Here is a 20,774-nt window from a genome sequence, read left to right on the forward strand (position 1 = left end):
GATCGCGGCAGGCGAATGGTTCGTCAGGCTCATAAAGGAGAAGGTTGATGAAGCAGAACAAGGTAGTCCGGATGCTCGGGGGTGTCACGGCGGTGACACTCCTCCTGGGTGCAGCAGCATGCGGTTCGAGCGATACGAGCGACGCAGGCACGGACGCGACGAACGCTTCTTCGTCGAGCGCCGGGACCTACGACGCCGTTCTTGAACCGCAGCCACTGGCCAAACGGACCAAGATCACGATCGCTGCCCCGCCAGGTCCTTTTGAGCCGTTCGCGCTGCCCGGCATCGCCGAAAAACTTGGCGAGTTCGACCGCGAGAACCTCGACGTCTCGGTGCAGAGGCTTCCCAGTGCTGACGCTTATGGATTGCTCGCCAACGGCAAGATCGATGTGATCGTCGGATCACCGGGTGCTGCGTTGTTCAACGGCGTCGCCTCCGGACTTGACCTGCGAATCGTCGCGCCTGGCGGCGTCACGTCGTACGGCGACAGCATCGAGGGATGGTGGGTGTCGAAAAAGGTGGCCGACAAGATGCCTGAATCACTGGACGGTTTGAAGGTCGGCAGCGCTTCAGGAGTGGCAACGGTCTCCATGGTGACACTGTCGCAGTGGCTGACCAAGAACGGTGGGTCGTTCGATGATGTCGAGGTCAAGCAAGCTTGCGTCAGAAGACATGGTCATCGCTCTGCAGCAGGGTGCTGTCGACATCGCGTCATTGAGCGGGGCGCAGACCGAGGTCATCGGTGACGACTTCGTGTTCACCGGCTACAGCACTCCAGAACCGGGCGCGCAGACAACGATCTTCGGCAAGAACCTGCTCGAGGGAGATCCGGCTGTTGGCAAGGCAATCATCCGGGCGCTCGCCCGCACTTCGCAGGCCTACATGCAGGGCGACTACAGATCTCGCACCGACGTCACCGACGCTCTGGGTGAGTTCATGGGCGTCGATGGAGCGACGCTCAAGACGCTGCCGCCGCTGACGTGGTCGAAGGACTTCGTCTACGACATGTCGTTGGAGGGCGAGAGCGTCTCGATGGCGCGGTACCTGCAAGACCTGTGGCACGGCGCCGGAGACATCTTGACGTTCAAGGAAGCCATCCCAGACAGCGAACTGGTTGACACGAGCTTTTCGAGATGGCGTGTTCGAAAAGTGAGCGGGCTGAAATTCGACGGTGCAGTAGTTGTCGTCACAGGAGCAGGTAACGGTCTCGGACGAGCTTATGCGCTCTGGCTCGCTGAGCGAGGTGCGCGAGTTGTCGTCAACAACCGGGTCCACCCCGACGTGCCCTCCTCTGCGCAAGCCGTGGTTGACGAGATTCGGGCCAGCGGGGGAGAGGCAGTGTGCGAGCACTCCTCTGTTGATGATCCCGAGGCAGGTCAGCGTCTGGTCGATACCGCGCTCGAGTCGTTCGGACGGTTCGATGCGCTGGTGGCCAATGCGGGTGTGAGCCACGCCGCGTCGGTCTCGGCGATCGACTTGACGGATTTTCGCCGAGTCCTGGATGTCAACTTCTGGGGTGCGGTAGAGCCGGCGCTGGCTGCGCTTCGACACTTCGAGAGCACAGGTCACGGAAGGATCGTGCTGACGACCTCGGCCGTGGGCTGCTTCGGTGCGCAGGATCGGGCCGCCTACGGCAGTGCCAAGGCCGGTCTGATCGGGTTCGTGAGGAGTCTTGCCACGGAGGACGCAAGACAGATATCCGAGTCAATGCCGTCTCCCCCTATGCCCGCACCAAGATGTCGACAAGCGCCATCAGCGATGAGCTGGCCGAGCTCATGGACCCGGTCCACGTCGCACCGGTGATCGGCGGGCTGGTTCACCAGAGCTGTGACCGCAGCGGCGCCGTGATCGCGGCGGGCGGAGGCAGGATGCGCGTCAACGTCATGGTGGAGGGGCCAGCTGCCTTCGTGGCAGACCAGCCGCTGAACGAACGTTGGGCCGAGCTCCGAGCTGGATGGCAGCGTGTCAGCACCCGTGTCCTCGGGTCGATCTGCCCTCAGTCTGATCCCGGGAGCTTCGCAGTGGCTCTGGAGCGAGCCGGTGAACGGGCAGACCAGATTGCCACTCGAGGGCATCACGGTGATCGAGGTCGGACGCTTCATCTCTGCACCCTGGGCCGCGCAGCTGCTCGCCGACTTCGGAGCCGATGTCATCAAGATCGAGCACCCGGTCGGCGGTGACCTCATGCGCATGTCGGGGCCTCATCTCCTCGACGCTGAAGGCAACAAGACGCAGGAGTCGGCCTACTACTTGAGCACCAACCGGAACAAGCGATCGGTCGCGCTCGACTACACCCGTCCCGAGGGGCGTGAGGTCCTGCTGCAGCGCATCGGTCGAGCTGACGTGCTCCTGGAGAATGCCAGGCCGGGTAGCCTCACCAAGCACGGTCTGGACGACACCATCGTTGCCGGGGCGAATCGTCAGCCATCAGGTGCTCGATCACGGGGTTCGGGCTCACCGGGCCGAGCCGGGATCTGGCGGGATTCGACTCCACCATCCAGGCTGTCTCGGGCATGATGGACGTGACGGGCAAGCCACAAGGCCAGCCGGGTGCAGGTCCGACGAAGATCGGTCCGAGCATCACCGACTTCATAGCGGGCTACAACGCGGCCCTGTCGATCATGGCCGCACTGCGCCAGCGCGAGTACACCGGCGAGGGGCAGCATCTGGACATCTCCATGCTCGACTGCGCGACAGCGATGATGTCCACATGTCGATGCCCTACTTTCTCAGCGGAAAGGTCGCCGAACGGTTGGGTACCGAGACGTCCGGACGGGGCGTCAATGGCGTCTACTCGTGTAGCGATGGTGACGTAGCGTTCTCGGTTCCGATGGGTCCTGGCCTGCGTGCGCTGTGCGTGCTGCTGGGTAGAGCCGAGCTGTACGAACAGCTCGAGGGCGTGCCTGGATCGGGCGGAGAGGAACTGCGCCTGCTGGCTCGCCGCGAGCTGGGTCCGATCATCGCGGGTTGGGGCCGCGAGGCGTTCGTGTCGGCGCTGGGAGAAGTCGGCATCCCCGCCGCACCGGTCAACACGGTTGCCGAAGCCGTACAGCATCCTCAGGTTGCCGATCGCGAGATGGTTAAGGTCGTCCCACACCCGGCGGGAGTCGAGGTCAGCGTGATGCGGCCTGCGGCCCAGAGCTCAGCGCGCCTTGTCGTGGAGCCGGTCTGTCCACCCACGTTGGGCCAGCACACACGCGAGGTGCTCTCCGATCTGCTCGGCCTCGACCCGGCAGCGCTTGATCGACTTGGGCGCAGCGGCGCAGCTGAGCTGCAAGGAGCTGATCGATGAAGATCGGTGCGGTGTTTCCGACGACGGACATCGGGGACGACCCTGCCCTCTTGCGGGGACTTCGCGCAGGCGGCCGAGGAGATCGGGTATGACCATCTGATCTTGCCCGATCACGTGCTCGGGGCAGTGCATGCCGGTCGGGACCGGCCACTTGATGGTCCGTACGACGAGAACACGCCCTTCACGAGCCGTTCGTGCTGTTCGGCTACCTGGCTGGGGTGACTAGCCGGATCGAGTTCGCGACCGGCGTGCTGGTACTTCCGCAACGGCAGACCGCCCTGGTGGCCAAGCAGGCCGTCGAAGTCGCCATCTTGTCTGGCAACCGGTTCCGCATGGTGGTGGGAACCGGCTGGAATCATGTCGAGTACGAAGCGCTCAACGAATCGTGGTCCAATCGCGGCAAGCGCGAGGAGGAGCAGATAGAGGTCATTCGTCGCCTGTGGACTGAGCACGTCGTCGACTTCGACGGCCAGTGGCACCGGATCGATCGAGCGGGCATCTTGCCACGTGCTTCGGCACCGATCCCGTTGTGGCTCGGGGGCTACAACGAGATCGTGTATCGGCGTGCAGCGCGACTCGCCGATGGCTTCCTGCTCCCTGCTGTCAATCGAGAAGAGGCTCAGCGGAACGTCGAGCCTCTTGCGTCGGTGCGTCACCGATGCTGGCCGGGATCCGGCGACCTTCGGGATCGAAGGCGGCATGACAGTGCATCGCGACCCTGACAAGTGGCGTAGCCAGGTCGACACGTGGCGTGATCTGGAGGTCTCGCACCTTGTTGTCAGAACAATGTCGCGGCAGGGCGAGGTACTACCTGGTATCCAGGACCATTTCGACAAGCTGGAAGCGTTCTGGCAGGCCGCAAACCTGTAATTGGCGGCGGCGCGCCCCGCATCACCGGGGTTCGGGGCGCGCCCATGGCTTTGGATCTGAGCCCTGTGACGTCTGCTGCGCGCGTGAGGAACTTCTGCGATGAGGTGTACTGATTGCACTTAGTCGTACTAGTGTGTCGAAAATCTCATATCAAGCGAATGACAGGAGAGGGCGAGTAGATGAAAGCGCTTTTGGTCGTGCTCAGCAATCCGACGACAGCCGCACAGGAGGACGAGTACAACGACTGGTACGACAACGTCCATCTGGACGAGGTCAAGCAGATCCCGGGCATCACCGACGCCAATCGGTACGTGGTGTCGGATACCCAGCTAGATCCTCCCAGCTCCCCTTGGTGACAGCAAATATCTTGCCTTGTACGAGATCGAGTCCGACGACCTGGCGGCCGTCGCGCACGGCCCACGGCTCGCGCCGTCAACGGGACGTTCAACATGTCTGGTGCCATCCGCTCTGATCCGCCACCGGTCGCAGTGCTGTTCGAGGCCAGGTGAGCTCGCCGGCCCGGCCCCCACGGGTCGGGCCGGGGTTCGTTGGGAGGGCTGGTTGGTGTTGGGAGGCATTCATGATTATATATAATCCGAACGCAGGTGCCCGCACGTGTCAGACCCCGGATCGGACGTGAACGCATGACCTTGGACGAGACCGAGCAGGTCGACGCCCTCCGCGGCGCAAACCTGCCGGACCTGCTCACCGCTTTCATCGGTGGGGCATGGACCCCACCAGGCCGCGGGCTCGTCCGAGACGTTGAAGACCCTGCCACCGAGCAGATCGTGGCTCGTTTCGAAGAGTCCTCGCCTGACGTCGTCGCCTCGGCGATCGAGGACGCCGCCACCGTGGGCCGTGACTGGGCCAGACGTGATCCGGCCGATCGTGGCCGCATCCTGCTGCGCATCGCGGACTCTCTGCGCGCCAACGCCGACTTGCTGGCACGACTCGAGTCGGTCGACTCGGGAAAGCCGCTGTCGCAGGCGCGAGCGGACATCGCAGTCAGCGCTCGCTACTTCGAGTACTACGGGGGTGCCGCCGACAAGTTCGGCGGTGAGACGATCCCCCAGCCCCATGGCACGTTCGCGTACACGGTTCGTGAGCCCTACGGAGTCGTCGCGCACATCACTCCGTGGAACGCTCCGTTGTCGCAGATGACCCGCGGCGTGGCTCCGTGCCTCGCTGCAGGCAACTCGGTTGTCGTGAAGCCTTCTGAGCTGACCCCGCTGACAACACTGCGTGGCAGAAAGCTCTGATGATCGAGGCTGGGCTACCCGCCGGACTGTGCAACGTCGTTCTCGGCGTGGGTCAGACGACCGGGGAAGCACTCACAACCCACCCGCTCGTGCGGCACATCACGTTCACAGGTTCGGTCATCGCCGGCAGACGCGTGGGAGCGGTTGCCGCCGAGCGCATCGTCGGAGTCAATCTCGAGCTCTGGGGGCAAGTCTCCATCCATCATCTGCGCCGATGCTGATCTCGAGGTCGCAGCCAAGGCTGGTGCATTGGCCGTGATCCGCAACTCAGGTCAGTCCTGCTTCGCCACGACGCGATTGCTGGTCGACCGCACGATCTACGAGTCCTTCGTCGAGCGTGTCGCGACCCACATCGGCGGGCTGTCGGTAGGACACGGCCTCCAGGATCCAGACCTCGGTCCGCTCATATCGGCGCGGCAGAGGGCACGAGTCGAAGGCATCGTCGATCAGGCGCGTCGAGATGGTGCGCAGGTGGTCACCGGAGGGGGGACGGCTGCAGCATCGGCGAAGGGTCATTTCGTGGCGCCGACGTTATTGCGTGACGTCACGAACGACATGCCTGTTGCGCGCGAGGAAGTATTCGGTCCCGTGCAGTCAGTGATCGCCTTCGACACCGTCGACGAGGCAGTCGCGATCGCCAACGACACCGAGTACGGACTGTCGGCTGGAGTCTTCACAGCCCACATCGGCACCGCCCATCGCGTGGCAGCAGAACTTCAGGCGGGGCAGGTGCAGATCAACCGCTACTCCGGTGCGGGGGTCGAGGTGCCGTTCGGCGGCTACAAGAACAGCGGACTCGGTCGCGAAAAGGGCACCGAGGCGCTGCTGCACTACACGCAGCTCAAGAGCGTCATCATGGCCACGTCGTGACCAGCTCGATCGAAGGAGCGTCCATGTCAACAACCGTTCTTGGCTTCATCGGACTGGGAGTGATGGGGTCAGGGATGTGTGCCAACCTCATGGTGAAGTCCGGGACAGAAGTCATCGTCTTCGACCCGGTGGCCGAGGCTCTGGCATCCGCCGTCGATCAAGGTGGTCTGCCTGCAACTGACGTCGGTGATGTCGCGGCGCGCAGCGACATCGTCTTCCTGTCGCTGCCCAGCATCGATCAGGTCGAGTCGGTCTGCGAAGAGCTGGCGTCGGGACCACGACCTCCCCGCATCATCGTCGACATGAGCACCAGCGACGTGACTCGGACCAGGGCCCTGGCTGAGGTGCTCGGCGAACGAGACGTCGCCTTGGTCGACGCTCCTGTGGCACGTATGCGGCAAGCGGCCCAGGACGGGACCTTGCTGATCACAGTTGGAGCGACCGATGCGCAGTTCGCCGAGCTCGAGCCGTGGCTGTCCTGCATGGGCAGTGACGTCATCCACGCAGGTGCCGTCGGCAATGGTCAAGTCATCAAGATCGTGAACAACATGGTCTTGTTCTTGAACATGAACGCGCTGGCTGAGGCGATGACGATCGGGCGTGCAGCCGGTGTGGACGGTGCCCTGTTGTTCGAGACGCTTGCTCTTGGCTCGGCCGACAGCTTTGCGCTGCGCAAGACTGCGACGGCGACCATGATTCCCGACGAGTTCCCGGAGAAGGCATTCCCCACGAACTACGCGATCAAGGACCTCGCTCTGGCACTGAGCCTCGCCGACGACCAGCAGATCGCGGCCCATGCTGCGCGTCAGACCATGTCGCTGCTCGAGCGTACCCGAGACGCGGGTTACGGGCTCAGCTACTATCCCGCGATGATCCGGATCGTCGACGGTCGTGGCTGACATCGGCGATCCGCCCGACTGGAACGTCTGGGCGGTGCGTCTGGGTACGGCGACGCGACCGGCGCGCGACAACTTCGTAGATCCGGGCAACCGTGAGGGCGAGATGGCTCTCGACTTCACGATGTGGGTGCTGAGTCACGGCACCACCCTCGTCGTGCTCGATACCGGGTTCGAGCAGCAGGCCGGGCGACGCAGAGGACGGTCCTTGGAGCGCACTCCGGCGGAGGCCGTGCGGCAGCTGGGCTTGGATCCCGGCACGGTAGACGTGGTGGTGCTTTCGCATCTGCACTACGACCACGCCGGCAACGTGGGGGACTTCCCTCACGCCGAGATCGTCGTGCAGTCCGAGGAGCTGCAGTACGTGACGAGCTCGTCGATGGCCAGGCCTGCTCGCAATCACTTCTTCGAGGTTGACGACATCGTCGATGTCGTCCGGCGACTCCACCGAGGGCAGGTCCGTGTCGTTGATGGCGATCTCGAGCTGGCCCCAGGGCTCCACGTGCATCTGATCGGTGGCCACACCCAAGGACTTCAGGTGGTGCGCGTGCACACAGCACGAGGCTGGGTCGTACTCGCCTCCGACGCACTGCACTACTACGACAACTTCGCCGAGCGCAACCCGTTTCCGGCGATCTTCGACCTCGAACGAATGCTTGAAGGATATGACCGCCTGGCGATCTTGGCCGACAGCCTCGATCACATCATTCCGGGCCACGATCCCCACGTCTTCCAACGCTATGCAGGTACCCAATCGGGTCTGCCCGAGGGCGTGGTCGCGCTCGACCGCCCTCCACTCGACATCGCCCACTGACCACCCAGTTCGGAGACACGCATGGATTTTCGTTTGCCCACCGAGATCGACGAGTTCCGTCGCAACATCGAGTCGTTCTCTGCCGAGAAGCCGCCCCCGACGCACTCGCCCGCGCGCACTCCGACGCATATCCCTGGGACGTCGCGCGCACCATGGCATCAATGGGAGTGCTCGGGCTCACGATTTCTGAGGAGAAGGGCGGGCAGGGAGCCTCGCTGCTCGCGGCAGTGACCGCGATCCAGGCGGTTGCCAAGGGCTGCCCCCGAAGTGCCGACGTGATCCAGGCTGGCAACTTCGGCGCGATCCGCACCTTCGCCGAGTACGCCACCGACGCGCAGCGGGAGCGCTACCTGCCGTCGTTGCTTGCGGGCGAGTCCTTGATCGGTCTTGGCATGAGCGAACCAGAGGCTGGTTCGGCGGTCACAGAGCTTCGCACGACGGCCACCGCGAAGGGAGACGGCTTCGTGATCAATGGCACGAAGGTCTTCTCGACCCACAGTGCCGAGGCGACTGTCTTCCTGGTCTACGTCCGTTTCGGGCCCGGGACTGGCGGCATCGGGTCGGTGCTGGTCGATCGGGACACCGATGGCCTGACCATCGGCGAGCCATCGCAGTTCATGAACGGCGAGCACTGGTGCCAGCTCTACTTTGAGGACTGCTTCATCCCGGCGACCCAGGTGCTGCTGGGCGAAGGCGGCTTCAAGCAACAAATCAGTGGCTTCAACGTCGAGCGTCTGGGCAATGCGTCGCGTTCGCTCGCGGTCGGACGATTCGCCTTCGATGAAGCCACCCAGCACCTGTTGGTCAGGCAGCAGTTCGGCCGCCCGTTGGCGGAGTTCCAAGGACTGCAGTGGATGTTCGCCGAGGCCGCCGTCAAGCTCGATCCGCGCAGCTGTTGCTGCAGCGCGCAGCGGTGCGCGGAGACCAGGAAGGGCTGCCGTCGGCGCAAGACACCGCGATGGCCAAGCTTGCCGCGAACCAGGCCGGATACGGCGCGGCCGATGTTGCGGTGCAGGCCATGGGGGCGACCGGATTCAGCAAGGAGTCGCTCGTGGAGTACTGCTTCAGGCGCACACGCGGCTGGATGATCGCTGGCGGCTCGATCGAAGTGCTCAAGAACCGGATTGCCGAGTCGGTGTTCGACCGACGTTTCGACCAGCGTGCCGCGCGATGACCATGACGGCCGATGCGCTGTACCAGGCGCTCTTCCAGCCGACCTCGGTCGCCCTGGTCGGGGCCTCAGACTCGCCTGACAAGAACACCGCACGGCCTATGCAGTACTTGCGGCGCAATGGCTGGGCAGGTGAGCTCTTCGCGATCAATCCGGTGAGAGACACCGTGCAGGGAGAGCGGGCTTGGTCCTCCCTGTCGCAGCTGCCGGTGGTGCCTCAGCACGCGTTCATCATGACGGCCGCCGACGCGGCGGTCGACGCCGTCCGTGAGTGTGCCGAGCTGGGCGTGAAGGTCGCGACGGTGATGGCGGACGGCTTCGTGGATGGCTCGGCCGACAGCCTGCGCAGGGTCGCGGCGCTCCGCGAAGCAGTAGACCGTTCCGAGCTTCCGCTTGCTGGGGCCCAGCAGCTTGGGCGTCGCTACCTTGTCAGATGGGTTCACCCTCACGGCGAACGCGGCGTTCGCGGAGCCAGATCTGCCTTCAGGCAACGTCTTCGTCGCGTCGCAGTCAGGCAGCGCGATCGGCGCGTTGGCGTCGCGTGGCAAGGAGATGGGGGTCGGATTCCGCGGCTTGGTGTCGACGGGCGGCGAGCTCGACCTGACCTTGGGTGAGATCTGCCTGTCGACGGTCGACGACCCCGCGATCGAGAGCTATGCGCTGTTCATGGAGAACATCACCGGTGCCGGACATCTACGATCTTTCGCCCGCGCGGCAGCCGAGCGGGGCAAACCCGTCATGGCCTACAAGTTGGGGCGCTCGGCCGAAGGTGCCGGGCTCGCGGTCTCCCACACCGGAGCGCTGGCGGGGGACGACGCCGTGGCCGATGCGTTGCTGGCCGACCTGGGCATTGCCCGAGTCACGACGTTCGAGGCCCTGCTCGAGGGACAGCACTTCGCCCGCGCAGTCGAGCTCGGTGCCAGCACGAAGCGTCCGCGGGTGTGCGTCGTGTCAACCACCGGAGGGGGAGGGGCGATGGCCGTCGATTGCCTCGCCGTCCGTGGCGCCGATCTCAGCGGGCCATCGGCCGAGACGATCGCTCGGCTCGCCGAGTCCGGAATCGCAGCCGGTCACGGCGCGCTCATCGACCTGACCTTGGCCGGAACCCGGTACGACGTCATGAAGAGCGCGCTCGACGTGGTGCTCTCGGCGCGCGAGTTCGACGCGGTGGTCGCCGTGCCGGGGTCTTCGGCGCGCTTCCAGCCCGAGCTGGCCGTCAAGCCGATCGCCGACTCGGTCGGCGACGGGGGCCCCTTGGCGTCGTTCGTGGTGCCGTCTGCGCCTGATGCGTTGCGAATGTTGCGTGCCAGTGGGGTGTCGGCGTTTTCGCACGCCCGAGTCGTGTGCCGATGCCGTGGTATCGGTGTTCGCGCGTCGAGATCCCCGCGTCGACGACAATGAGGCGATCAGCTGGCCGAATCCTGGCGCTGTCAGTGAGGTGCTTGACGAGGTCGATTCGTACGCGATCTTCGAGGCCGCGGGGGTCCCTGTGGCGGAGCACGCAGTCGTGACGGTCGGTGAGCCGTGTACCGCGTTGCCCGTTCCTGGCCCGACGGTCGTCAAGATCTTGTCCGCCGACGTCGCCCACAAGTCGGACATCGGCGGCGTCGTCCTGAACGTGCAGGACGCCCGCGGCGTCCGACTGGCCATCGACGACATCTGCGTAGCGGTGAGCGAGCAGGCTCCTGGCATCGTGGTCGATCGACTCGTGGTGCAGAGCATGGCTCACGGTGTCGGCGAGGCGCTCGTCGGATACCGACTCGACGCTGATGCCGGACCGATCGTGCTGGTGGCCGCGGGCGGCGTGCTTGCCGAGCTTTACCACGACCGCAGCGTCAGGCTGGCTCCCGTTGATCTGGACGTGGCCCGCGAGATGGTCGCGGAGGTCGTCGCGTTTCGCGCGTTGGACGGCTATCGTGGCGCTCCGCGCGGCGATCTGGAAGCTCTCGCCAAGGCGATCGTCTCGGTGTCTCGTCTTGCATTGTCGAGCGGGGGACCGATCATTGAAGCGGAGGTCAACCCCTTGCTCGTGCTCCGGCCAGGCGAGGGCGTCGTCGCAGTCGATGCACTCGTACGACGAGCCGTCATCTCGTCATGACCGGCGTCGAGGGGACTATCGCTTCGATCGTCCGACGGCATCGCGATGGCGACGTCCTGGTGCTGACGATCGACAATCCGCCGGTCAATGCCAGCTCGGCTCAGGTGCGGCAGGGGCTTCTTGACGGAATCGCTGAGCTCGATCGTGACCCTCAGCTGATCGGCATGGTCGTGATCGGTGATCACGGGACGTTCATCGCGGGCTCAGACCTGCGCGAGTTCGGCGGCACGCTCCCGGCCCCGCTGCTGCCTGTGGTCATCGCTGCGATCGAGTCCAGCCCCAAGCCGGTCGTCGCCGCAATCGACGGGCACGCACTGGGAGGCGGGTTCGAGCTGACACTCGGTTGCGATGCGCGCATCTTCACGGATCGGGCCCGCGTCGGTCTGCCCGAGGTGTCGTTGGGCATGGTGCCCGGAGCCGGCGGTACTCAGCGACTACCTCGGTTGACCGGTCGAGCCCGCGCCCTCAAGCTCATCGTGGCCAGTACTCGACTCACAGCTCGCGAGGCAGCCGAGGTGGGCATCGCGGACGCCGTGGTCGAGCCCGACGACCTGCTCTCGGTCGCAACGTCATGGGCTCGGACAGGGGCAAACGGGTGCTGCTTGATATTCCACTCGCTGCACCTGATGACCAGTTCGAGACCTTGGCGCTGCAGCTCACCTCCCAGTCGCCGTCCAGGCCTCAGGTGGCCGAATCGGTGCGTCTCGTGCGGAGAGCGGGGACTTCTTCGGCAGCCGAGCTGCTCAGGGACGAGCGGGCGGTCTTCGACCGGCTGCGACTGGGGCCCGAGGCGGCCGCTCTTCGGCACGTGTTCTTCGCCGAGCGAGCGGCGGGCTCGCGAGCTGTCGAACGGGGAGTGGCCGTCCCACGACTGATGAGCTCAGCGGTGATAGGTGCGGGCAGCATGGGCATCGGGATCGCGTACGTGCTTGCCGCGGCAGGCCAGGACGTCGCCCTGGTCGACCAGAACGAATCCGCGCTCGACGTGGCAACCACTTCGCTGGCTGCCATCGCGCAGCGCTCGGTCGATCGAGGTCGGATCGGCCCGGCTGATGCCGCCGCACTGATCTCGAGGATCTCCCGGTCGACGGAGCTGGACGCGGTCGCCGACGTCGATCTGGTGATCGAGGCCGTGTTTGAGGACCTCGACCTCAAGTGTCGGTTGCTGGCTGATGTCGAGGCGGTCGTCGACGGTCGCGCGGTTCTGGCGACCAACACCTCGTACCTCGACGTGGAGCGAATGGCCGACGGGCTGAAGGATCCAACCCGGCTCATCGGGATGCACTTCTTTAATCCGGTTCCGGCCATGCGGCTGGTCGAGGTGGTCCGTGCCCGTCGCAGTGATCCGGTCGCAGTGGCTGCAGCGCTTGGCCTGGTTGTGCGGCTGGGCAAGCAGCCTGTGGTCGCGCAAGCCGCAGAGGGATTCGTCGGTAACAGGTTGTTCGCTGCATCGCGCCGCCACGCTGAATACCTGATTGAGGACGGCGCGACGCCGGCTCAGGTCGACGCCGCCGCTCGCACTTTCGGCTTCGCGATGGGACCGTTCGCGACGGCGGACCTCTGGGGCTGACGGTGGCTCGTACCTGGCGGCAACGCCATCACACGATCTGCGCCCCGCTCAGCAGGTACGTCGACATTCCCGACCTGCTGTTCGAGGCAGGGCGGCTCGGACGGGTCAGCGGATGCGGCTACTTCGTCTATCCGGACTCCGCTTCGACGCCTGTGGACGACCCTGACGTCGTGGAGCTCGCGATCGCTGAGTCGAAGCGTAAGGGCATCGAACGACGGATCGTTGACGATGTCGAAATCGTCGAGCGGCTGGTCTTGGCGATGGTCGCTGAGGCAGCAGTGTTGGTGGCCGAGGGCGTCGTGCGGCATCCGGGCGACGTTGATGTCGCGATGATCCACGGATTCGGATTCCCACGCCACACCGGGGGGCCCCTGTGGTGGGCTTCTGGTCTCGAATCGAACTGCCTGTCTCGTGGATTGCAACGACTGACCGAGGTGAGTGGCGAGCCGGTGCCACACGATCTGATCGCCGAGATGTTGAGAAAGGTACGTCACGATGGCTGACCCTGGACACACTGACACCACACCACCGACGGTGATCGAGACGCTCACCAGACATGCTCTGACACTGCGGCAGCGACCTATCGAGGGTCTGCTGCTCGAGGCTACCGAGCGCGCAGTCATCGACTGGCTCGGCGTCGCCATCGGAGGCAGTGATGAGACACCAGCACGCGCGCTGCGGGCTCTTGGGACAGGTGGGGGGTCGGAGTCGGCTCGTGGGAGCGTCAGGATCGGCCGATCCGTCGATGGCCGCACTCATCAACGGGACCGCCGCTCACACCCTTCAGCTCGACGACATCTACGCGCCGGGCCTGTTCCACCCCGGAGCGCCCGTCGTTGCTGCCGCACTGGCCATGGCCGACCATGTTGACGCGCCGGGCGAGACATTCTTGCGGGCGGTGCTGGTGGGCTATGAGGTCGGTTGCCGGGTGGCAGCTGACCTCGGCCCCCGTCACTACGAGCACTGGCACACCACGGGTACGGTCGGCAGCATCGCTGCGGCCGCTGCGGCAGTCGAAGTGCTGGGAGCAGAGGAGTCGGTCTTCGGTCACGCGCTAGCCCTCGCGGCCACGATGTCCGCCGGGCTTCAGCAGACGTTTCGGCGCGATGCCATGGGCAAGCCGCTGCACGCAGGTCATGCCGCACAGGCCGGCGTGATCGCGGCGATATCGGCCGTGGGAGGCGTCACTGGTGCGCTCGACGCGCTTGAGGGCGCGGCGGGGCTTGGGGCGGCGACGGGGAGCTCCGTCGGAGTGGGAGCACAGCCGCGCGCCGGTCGAGGATGTCTTGGCCATCCAAGGTATCTCGGTCAAGCCGTATCCATGTTGCGGCCACACCTTCGCCGTGATCGACGCGGTTCTCGAGCTGCGATCAGCAGGGCTTCGCTCCGACGATGTCGAATCAGTCGACGTGAGCACATACCGCACTGCGATCGAGGTCGCCGGGATACCCGCCCCCCGCACGGTGGCAGAACGTCGCTTCAGCATCTCGTACCTGGCGGCGACCGCTCTGGTGACTGGTGAAGTCAGCGAAAGCACGATCGTGGTACCGGAGGTCCCACCAGAGGTCGCTTCGTTGATGACGCGAATCTGCTTGCGAGTCGGTGATGAGTTCGAGGCCGCCTTCCCGCAACGACGTGGTGCCAGCATCGAGCTGTCCGACAGGTCCGGTTCGGAGTGGTCGCAGAGGGTTCCGGATCGATCGGGCAGCCCGCAGAACCCTCTGACGGCAGAGCGTATCGACAACAAGTTCCTGGATGCGACGCGCGAGGTCCTGGGCGACCGCGCGCCGTCGCTCTTGGCCGAGGTGCGTGGTCTGCGAGAGATGTCCTCGGTCCTGGGCCTGAGCCTGCACTGACCCAGGCAGAACTCGTGGCGGTGTGACGGTTGACACACACGTCTTGGCCCGGCATGATTCGAGAAGTCGAATAGTTAGTCGATTATGCGATTTCCACTCGTTCCGGCATCGCGATGACAAGACGGGGCTCACATGAAGACGTACCTCCACTCGGCGTTCCTGAATCCTGAGAACCTGCTCGCCGCGGCTGCCAGCTGAAGCGTCAGGGTTTGACGGGATGAACGTGTCGGACCACATGATCTATCCGAAGGTCCTGAACTCGGGGTATCCGATAGCCGACTCGATGTGGGCTCCTACCGATCCTTGGCCTGACCCATGGGTGACGATCGGCACGCTCGCTGGCGCAACCACCACGCTGAAGTTCGGCACATGTATCTATATCGCGCCGATGCGGCCCGTGATGCAAGTAGCCAAGTCCGTGTCCACGGCGGCGGTCTTGTCTGGCGACCGGGTGGCGTTGGGTGTGGGCGTCGGCTGGATGCGCGAAGAGTTCGAGATGGTCGGACAGGACTTCGATACGCGAGGCAAGCGGCTCAACGAGCAGATCGAGATCTGCCGCCTGCTGTGGTCAGGCGGCTATCAAGAGTTTCACGGCGAGTTCCACGACTTCCCTCCTGTCTCGATGATCCCCGCGCCCAAGAAGCTGATCCCGATCTGGGTCGGTGGCGATGCGCCTGTCTCCCTGCGACGCGCAGCCCGGCTGGGTGACGGCTGGATCGGCGTGGAGTACTCGCTCGAGCGCGCCGAGGGAGCTTGTGATCCAGCTGAACAAGTATCGCCAAGAAGCTGGCACGGCCGATCGTGATGACTTCGAGATCATGCTCGGCCTCGACCACGTCCCCACGGTCGACGATATTGCGCGGCTCGAGGATCTTGGCGTCACGGCTGTGTTCACGTCACCTTGGGAGGCAGACGGGGCGACCCGCCAAGGAGACCCGGGTCGCGATGCTCTCGTGCGATCGATCGAAAAAATACGGAAGCAAGGTCTTGTCGGTGGTGAGCTGACCTGTCCTTTCCCCTAGCCGTACCCCCCACACCACCACGCAGCAAGGCGACGTCCGAGGAGGACACCAGTGACCATGACAGATCTAGACCCCAACACCAACACCGACGCCATGGCGGCGGAGGTCTTCGAGCAGTGGTTCTCGAAGTTCGCCGCTGCGTTGACGACTCCGGGCGTGCCCGGGCTGAAAGAGCTCATCGCGCCTGACGGCTGGTGGCGCGACTTCGTCGGACTTGACTGGCAGCTGGCGAGGCCCAGTCGCCCGATGGCATCGTGTCGTTCGTGGAGGCAGCGCCGCAGGGTCCCGTCGTGAAGGCTTCGGCGATCTCTGATCCCAGTCCGACCTTTGTCGATGCGGGCCAGATGGGCTGGATCGAGGGCTTTTTCAGCTTTGAGACAGGGGCCATCGAATCGCGCGGGGCCACGTTCGGCTGGTCAAGCAGGCCGATGGCGAGTACCGGTCGTGGACGGTTCTGACAGCAGCTGACGCCCTCAAGAGCCACCCGATGCAGACGCGTCATCGCCGCCGACGCCCCGACCGCGATGCGCACCTGGAGCCGTGGCACGTACGCCAGGCCGAGAAGTGAGCTTACGATCGCTCGGATCCGCGGGTGCTCGTGATCGGTGCCGGCGGTGGTGGCCTGTCGGTAGGTGCGTGCCTGGAGACGATGGGCATCGACACGCTCCTGATCGAGAAGAACGAGCGGGTCGGTGACAACTGGCGCAACCGTTACGACGCGCTGGTGCTCCACTCCGCCCGCCACGGCCGACGGCTGCCCTTCTTGTCGTACCCCAGCAACTGGCCGCTGTACCCGACCAAGGAGAAGTACGGTGACTGGCTCGAGTCCTTCCAAAAGGCATCGGACATCAATGTCTGGACCAGCTCGGAAGTCGTCGATGCAAAGTTCGATCCGAACGCGAAGCGCTGGACGGTCACGATCAACACTCCCGAAGGTCAGCGAGTTCTGCACCCCGAAGAGCTGATCGTCGCCACAGGGTTCAGCGGCAAGGCCAAGCTTCCAGACGTGCCCGGATCCGATGTGTACTCGGGCACGATTCTGCATTCACAGGAGTACAAGTCGGCTGACGGCTTCGAGGGCAAGAAGGCCGTCGTTGTCGGAGCGGGCACCAGTGCCCACGACATCGCCGAAGACCTCTATCACCGCGGCGTCGATGTCACGATGATTCAGCGCAGCGGCTCGTACATCATGAGTCGCGAAGGCGGCAACAGCGTCCTGTATGGGGAGTTTCATGAGGACGCTCTGCCGAAGGAGTGGCTCGATCTGCAGGTCATGTCGTTCCCGTGGCCGTTGGCGATGCAGATGGCGCCTGCGCAGACCGCTCAGATCGCTGAGATCGACAAGGAGCTCCTAGACGGCCTGCGCGGTGTCGGTTTTCAGCCGATCGCCGGTGACCCGGTCGTTGGACCGAACAGTGGGCTGCTGTCGCTGGGCATCCGAGAGGGTGGCCCCGGCAACTACTACATCGACGCGGGGAGCTTCGCAACTGCTCATCGACGGCAAGATCAAGCTGCGTTCTGGCGTGGGACTGACCGGCTACACCGAGAACGGGATCGTCCTGAGCGATGGGTCGGAGCTCGAGGCAGACCTGGTCGTGTGCGCCACCGGCTTCGAGTCGCTGCGCGAGGCCTCGCAGGTCTTCCTGGGCGAGGAGGTCGTCAGCCAGCTGCCGCCGCTCGGCGGTCTGGACCATCGCAACGAAAGGAGCCTTCAGTACCAGCCGTCGGGTTACCCGCGTCTTCGGTTCACCGGCGGCGGCCTCTACGAGGTGCGGCAGTACTCCAAGTTCGTTGCCATGCAAGTCGTGGCTGAGATGACTGGTGAAGACCAGAAGGGAAACTGAGAAGTGAGCATGCAGGACTGGCGCAAGATGTCCGATCGGGTCCGCAACTGGGGCCGATGGGGCGAGAACGATGAACTGGGCACCCTCAACCTGATCACCAGTGACAAGGTCGCTGCAGGGGCGGCGCTCGCGACAGCGGGCAAGGTGTTTGCGCTCGGCATGGACTTCGGTGACTCCGGTCCCAGGGGGATCTGCTGTTCCGACGGAATCCTCTGCACGCCATGACTGTCGACGGCGGAGACGGGAAGTCGCTGGTGGAGTTCGCTGGATCGGCTTCGTCGAACCGCCGCTGGCAAGAAGGCGCCATGATGGTAGGCAGCGATCTCATGCGGTACAACGACGACATGGTCGTGATGCACCTGCAGTCCGCAACCCAGTGGGACGCTTTGGCGCACGTGTACTACGAAGACAAGCTGTACAACGGCTACCCGGCGTCGTCGGTCACGAGCTTCGGTGCATCGAAGCGCAGCATCGACAAGGTCGATGTCAAGGGCATCACCTCGCGGGCCGTCCTGCTCGACATGGTCAAGTATCGCGGTGAGGAGATGCACTGCGCGCATGGAGAGCACATCATGCCCGATGAGCTGACCGAAGCGGCCAAGCAGCAAGGTGTCGAGGTGGGGGAGGGTGACATCGTCCTCGTGCACACGGGTTGGACCACCAAGTTCTACGCCACGGGTGACAAGTCTCCGTCTGCCGGCCTCAACTGGCGGTGCGCGGAGTGGCTGCATGAGCGGGGAGTTGCTGCTGTGGCTGGCGACAACTCGCAGGTCGAAGACCCGGTGTCGGAGCTGGAGGGCAATCTGCTGCCGATGCACCTGCTGTGCCTGCGCGACATGGGCATGCAGTTCGGTGAGTACTGGAAGCCGATGCCCTTGCCGCCGACTGTGCTGCGGATGGACGCTATGAGTTCCAGCTCGTTGCACCGCCCCTGCGCATCACTGGTGCTGTGGGCTCGCCGATCAACCCGATCGCGATCAAGTGAGCTCCCCGACAGAGGCGGTGTCGCCCAAGGTTGCGATCGTCACCGGTGCGGCATCTGGCATCGGCCTGGCCACGGCCAACCGCTTGGCTGCGGCCGGGTGGCGTCTGGCGCTCGCCGATCTCGATGCGGACAAGATCCGTGAGGCGATCGACTTCGATCCGGGCTCCCACCTGATCCAAGCCACTGACATCTCTGACGCGGCAGGTGTGCAGAGCTTGTTCGAGCAGACCAAGGTGCAGCTGGGACCGCTGAACGCGATTGCGAACGTTGCAGGGTTGACCATGCTGGAGGACTCGCTGCTCGAAGATGTCTCGCCGGAGACCTTCGCGAAGGTCATCGACGTCAACGTGCGAGGCACTTTCATGATGTGTCAGCACGCCGTGCTCGCGCTGCGCGAGTCTGGAGGGGGAGCGATCATCAATGTGGGATCGGTCGCATCGATTCTGGGCACGGGAGGTGCCGCGTACGTGACCAGCAAGCACGCGATGGCGGGCTTGACCCGACACATCGCGTATCGATATGCGCCGGAGAACATCCGGGCCACCCTGGTCGCTCCGGGGCCGACGGCGACGCCCATGATCGACCTGGTCCGCAACAAGAAGGGCGCTCCGGCGGTATCGGGAAGCGCCCCGGGCACGATCGGGCGTGATGCGACCGCAGACGAGGTCGCGTCGCTGATCGTCTACCTGATGGGTGACGACGCAGCCATGATCACCGGTACCGTCTACGCCGTCGATGGGGGCATGTCGCAGCACTGAGAGCCGCCGTCTGGAGCTGCGCCTGCGACCCGTGAGGGTGCGTCTGGGCGCAGCTCCAGGTGTCTGGTGTGAGCTTGGAGACTGCCATGTATATAGATCGATAGAATTATCTATCTATATAGATTGATTAAGCGGTCTAGTCCGGCTAACGTATGCCGTGGATCACATGGTGAATCCAAGGGGGCACTACCCCGGGTGCCCGCCCAGACTCAAAAGGAGACAGCTGATGACGCTGTTTGGATCCCTCAAGCGCAAGGCACTGGTCCTCGGCCTTGCCTCGACACTTGCGCTCAGCGCCTGTGGCGGAGGAAGTGACGACAAGGCTGGAGGTGGTAGTTCCGACGACTTCCAGTTCGTCGCCGCGCTTCCCATGAGCGGGCCGCTCTCCGCGATCGGTGGAACCCCCTACAAGGCGGCCTTCGACGCCAGTATCGAGATCATCAACGAGGCCGGTGGCATCGACGGCAGGCCCGTCAAGCTGACCGTCGTCGACACGGCTGGTGACGCGACCAAGGCCGTGGCGAACATGCAGTCCTACCTGGCGGACAACGACAAGCCTGACGCAGTCTTCGGCCAGTACAGCTTCGAGGCGCTGCCGTTGGCGCCGATCTTGACGAAGGAGAAGATCCCCTTCGTCTCGTCGTCGGTCACGCCGCTGCTGAACGATCCGAAGAAGTTCCCCTACACGTTCCAGCAGTCGATTCCGATCCGGACCATCATTGACGTTCTCTCCGACCACATCGTCGAGAAGGGCTACAAGAAGGTCGGCTACATCGCGGTCGATGATGAGTCAGGGCACGTCTCGGGTGGATGCCTTCGAGAAGGTGGCCTCAAGCAAGGGCCTCTCCGTGGTGGGTGCGTTCGTCAAGGCCGACAGCGTCGACGCGACGTCGACGCTGGAGAAGCTGAAGTCGTCCAAGCCTGACGTCGTGGTGATCAGCGCTGTCGGTCCCGCTGCAGCGACTATCTTGAAGTCGCGTACTGAGATCGGCTGGGACGTCCCGGCCATCGGCGAAGGTAGTGCCTTCGCAGCTTACCGACCTGGGCAAGATCTCGTCCAAGGAGTACTGGGGCAATGTTGAGGTCCAGACCCCGAACTGGATGGTCAAGGACAGCAACATCTTGAGCGTTCCTGCGTTCAAGAAGTTCTTCGACACCTACACGGCCAAGACCAAGATCACCTCCGGCATGGGCGGTCTGGTGTGCCTGTACGAGGACTTGCTGACGATCAAGGCTGGCTTTGAGGCGGCAGACAAGAACGACGCTGCAAGCTTCGCGAAGGCCCTGGAGGACATCGGTCCGGACACGATCCCCGACTCGATCAAGGACCTGTGGGTCGGGCCCGAAGGACTCGGCTACGACGCCGACAACCATGACAACGCCAAGTGGGCAGCCGACGACTTCACGTTCGTCCCGGCTCAGGCGCTGGTCGACGGAATGGCGTCGCCGACCGCTTCGTGATCCATGTG

25 protein-coding genes and 5 pseudogenes are annotated in these 20,774 nt (G+C 64.4%); all 30 read left to right on the forward strand.

What is annotated here, in order from left to right:
• The first annotated feature begins 47 nt into the window (after positions 1–47).
• Positions 48–746 carry an ABC transporter substrate-binding protein gene (locus ACHMWU_RS10675; protein ID WP_396043553.1) on the forward strand — a complete coding sequence of 233 codons (699 nt, stop codon included), beginning with the start codon at positions 48–50 and terminating at the stop codon, positions 744–746.
• Positions 673–1,803 (forward strand): SDR family NAD(P)-dependent oxidoreductase, encoded by a 1,131-nt coding sequence (locus ACHMWU_RS10680; protein ID WP_396043556.1) that lies wholly within the window; start codon positions 673–675, stop codon positions 1,801–1,803. Before ACHMWU_RS10675 ends, ACHMWU_RS10680 begins: the two co-directional genes overlap by 74 nt.
• 237 nt (positions 1,804–2,040) lie before the next feature.
• Positions 2,041–2,517, forward strand: coding sequence for a CoA transferase (locus ACHMWU_RS10685; protein ID WP_396043558.1), 477 nt, complete (start codon positions 2,041–2,043; stop codon positions 2,515–2,517).
• Positions 2,475–3,292, forward strand: a pseudogene (locus ACHMWU_RS10690) (CoA transferase). Before ACHMWU_RS10685 ends, ACHMWU_RS10690 begins: the two are co-directional and overlap by 43 nt.
• 185 nt (positions 3,293–3,477) lie before the next feature.
• Positions 3,478–4,014 (forward strand): annotated as a pseudogene (locus ACHMWU_RS10695) (TIGR03619 family F420-dependent LLM class oxidoreductase); the annotation flags it as partial.
• Between the two features lie 327 nt (positions 4,015–4,341).
• Positions 4,342–4,518 (forward strand): hypothetical protein, encoded by a 177-nt coding sequence (locus tag ACHMWU_RS10700; protein ID WP_396043560.1) that lies wholly within the window; start codon positions 4,342–4,344, stop codon positions 4,516–4,518.
• 288 nt (positions 4,519–4,806) lie between these two features.
• Positions 4,807–5,421: an aldehyde dehydrogenase family protein gene (locus ACHMWU_RS10705; RefSeq protein ID WP_396043562.1), complete on the forward strand. Its 615-nt coding sequence runs from the start codon at positions 4,807–4,809 to the stop codon at positions 5,419–5,421.
• Positions 5,421–5,642, forward strand: a complete 222-nt coding sequence (locus ACHMWU_RS10710; protein WP_396043564.1) for an aldehyde dehydrogenase family protein — start codon at positions 5,421–5,423, stop codon at positions 5,640–5,642. Before ACHMWU_RS10705 ends, ACHMWU_RS10710 begins: the two co-directional genes overlap by 1 nt.
• On the forward strand, positions 5,566–6,291 hold the full coding sequence (locus ACHMWU_RS10715) for an aldehyde dehydrogenase family protein (RefSeq protein ID WP_396043566.1): 726 nt from the start codon (positions 5,566–5,568) through the stop codon (positions 6,289–6,291). Before ACHMWU_RS10710 ends, ACHMWU_RS10715 begins: the two co-directional genes overlap by 77 nt.
• Positions 6,288–7,190, forward strand: a complete 903-nt coding sequence (locus ACHMWU_RS10720) for an NAD(P)-dependent oxidoreductase (RefSeq protein WP_396043568.1) — start codon at positions 6,288–6,290, stop codon at positions 7,188–7,190. Before ACHMWU_RS10715 ends, ACHMWU_RS10720 begins: the two co-directional genes overlap by 4 nt.
• Positions 7,183–8,001 (forward strand): N-acyl homoserine lactonase family protein, encoded by an 819-nt coding sequence (locus ACHMWU_RS10725; RefSeq protein ID WP_396043570.1) that lies wholly within the window; start codon positions 7,183–7,185, stop codon positions 7,999–8,001. Before ACHMWU_RS10720 ends, ACHMWU_RS10725 begins: the two co-directional genes overlap by 8 nt.
• A pseudogene (locus tag ACHMWU_RS10730) lies at positions 7,998–9,175 on the forward strand (acyl-CoA dehydrogenase family protein). Before ACHMWU_RS10725 ends, ACHMWU_RS10730 begins: the two are co-directional and overlap by 4 nt.
• Positions 9,176–9,177: 2 nt before the next feature.
• A pseudogene (locus ACHMWU_RS10735) lies at positions 9,178–9,489 on the forward strand (CoA-binding protein); the annotation flags it as partial.
• A 109-nt stretch (positions 9,490–9,598) separates the two neighbouring features.
• Complete coding sequence (locus tag ACHMWU_RS10740) at positions 9,599–10,573, forward strand: hypothetical protein (RefSeq protein ID WP_396043572.1); 975 nt, start codon at positions 9,599–9,601, stop codon at positions 10,571–10,573.
• Entirely contained in the window at positions 10,536–11,270 is a 735-nt protein-coding gene (locus ACHMWU_RS10745; RefSeq protein WP_396043574.1) for an acetate--CoA ligase family protein, read from the forward strand. The genes ACHMWU_RS10740 and ACHMWU_RS10745 overlap by 38 nt, the downstream gene beginning before the upstream one ends.
• Complete coding sequence (locus tag ACHMWU_RS10750; RefSeq protein WP_396043576.1) at positions 11,267–12,145, forward strand: enoyl-CoA hydratase/isomerase family protein; 879 nt, start codon at positions 11,267–11,269, stop codon at positions 12,143–12,145. Before ACHMWU_RS10745 ends, ACHMWU_RS10750 begins: the two co-directional genes overlap by 4 nt.
• Positions 12,145–12,840 (forward strand): 3-hydroxyacyl-CoA dehydrogenase family protein, encoded by a 696-nt coding sequence (locus tag ACHMWU_RS10755; RefSeq protein WP_396043578.1) that lies wholly within the window; start codon positions 12,145–12,147, stop codon positions 12,838–12,840. The genes ACHMWU_RS10750 and ACHMWU_RS10755 overlap by 1 nt, the downstream gene beginning before the upstream one ends.
• Positions 12,841–13,010: 170 nt before the next feature.
• Positions 13,011–13,343, forward strand: a complete 333-nt coding sequence (locus ACHMWU_RS10760) for a 3-hydroxyacyl-CoA dehydrogenase family protein (protein ID WP_396043580.1) — start codon at positions 13,011–13,013, stop codon at positions 13,341–13,343.
• A gap of 242 nt (positions 13,344–13,585) precedes the next feature.
• Positions 13,586–14,017: pseudogene (locus tag ACHMWU_RS10765) on the forward strand (MmgE/PrpD family protein); the annotation flags it as partial.
• A gap of 13 nt (positions 14,018–14,030) precedes the next feature.
• Positions 14,031–14,696: a hypothetical protein gene (locus ACHMWU_RS10770; RefSeq protein ID WP_396046644.1), complete on the forward strand. Its 666-nt coding sequence runs from the start codon at positions 14,031–14,033 to the stop codon at positions 14,694–14,696.
• 187 nt (positions 14,697–14,883) lie between these two features.
• Positions 14,884–15,501 (forward strand): TIGR03619 family F420-dependent LLM class oxidoreductase, encoded by a 618-nt coding sequence (locus tag ACHMWU_RS10775; RefSeq protein ID WP_396046646.1) that lies wholly within the window; start codon positions 14,884–14,886, stop codon positions 15,499–15,501.
• Positions 15,502–15,775: 274 nt separating this feature from the next.
• Positions 15,776–16,012: a hypothetical protein gene (locus ACHMWU_RS10780; RefSeq protein ID WP_396043582.1), complete on the forward strand. Its 237-nt coding sequence runs from the start codon at positions 15,776–15,778 to the stop codon at positions 16,010–16,012.
• Entirely contained in the window at positions 16,009–16,176 is a 168-nt protein-coding gene (locus ACHMWU_RS10785; RefSeq protein ID WP_396043584.1) for a hypothetical protein, read from the forward strand. Before ACHMWU_RS10780 ends, ACHMWU_RS10785 begins: the two co-directional genes overlap by 4 nt.
• A 134-nt stretch (positions 16,177–16,310) precedes the next feature.
• The gene (locus tag ACHMWU_RS10790; RefSeq protein WP_396043586.1) at positions 16,311–17,531 is read left to right on the forward strand and encodes an NAD(P)-binding domain-containing protein; all 1,221 of its coding nucleotides are present in this window, start codon (positions 16,311–16,313) and stop codon (positions 17,529–17,531) included.
• Positions 17,532–17,565: 34 nt separating this feature from the next.
• A complete protein-coding gene (locus ACHMWU_RS10795; RefSeq protein ID WP_396043588.1) occupies positions 17,566–17,787 on the forward strand; it encodes a hypothetical protein in 222 nt (73 codons plus the stop codon).
• The gene (locus ACHMWU_RS10800; protein WP_396043590.1) at positions 17,784–18,689 is read left to right on the forward strand and encodes a cyclase family protein; all 906 of its coding nucleotides are present in this window, start codon (positions 17,784–17,786) and stop codon (positions 18,687–18,689) included. Before ACHMWU_RS10795 ends, ACHMWU_RS10800 begins: the two co-directional genes overlap by 4 nt.
• Entirely contained in the window at positions 18,631–19,305 is a 675-nt protein-coding gene (locus ACHMWU_RS10805) for an SDR family NAD(P)-dependent oxidoreductase (RefSeq protein ID WP_396043592.1), read from the forward strand. Before ACHMWU_RS10800 ends, ACHMWU_RS10805 begins: the two co-directional genes overlap by 59 nt.
• Before the next feature lie 226 nt (positions 19,306–19,531).
• A complete protein-coding gene (locus ACHMWU_RS10810; RefSeq protein ID WP_396043595.1) occupies positions 19,532–20,230 on the forward strand; it encodes an ABC transporter substrate-binding protein in 699 nt (232 codons plus the stop codon).
• On the forward strand, positions 20,154–20,387 hold the full coding sequence (locus tag ACHMWU_RS10815; protein ID WP_396043598.1) for a hypothetical protein: 234 nt from the start codon (positions 20,154–20,156) through the stop codon (positions 20,385–20,387). Before ACHMWU_RS10810 ends, ACHMWU_RS10815 begins: the two co-directional genes overlap by 77 nt.
• Entirely contained in the window at positions 20,326–20,766 is a 441-nt protein-coding gene (locus tag ACHMWU_RS10820) for a hypothetical protein (protein ID WP_396043600.1), read from the forward strand. Before ACHMWU_RS10815 ends, ACHMWU_RS10820 begins: the two co-directional genes overlap by 62 nt.
• Positions 20,767–20,774: the final 8 nt, after the last annotated feature.

Source organism: Aeromicrobium sp. UC242_57, from assembly GCF_044452305.1.
Classification (GTDB): domain Bacteria; phylum Actinomycetota; class Actinomycetes; order Propionibacteriales; family Nocardioidaceae; genus Aeromicrobium.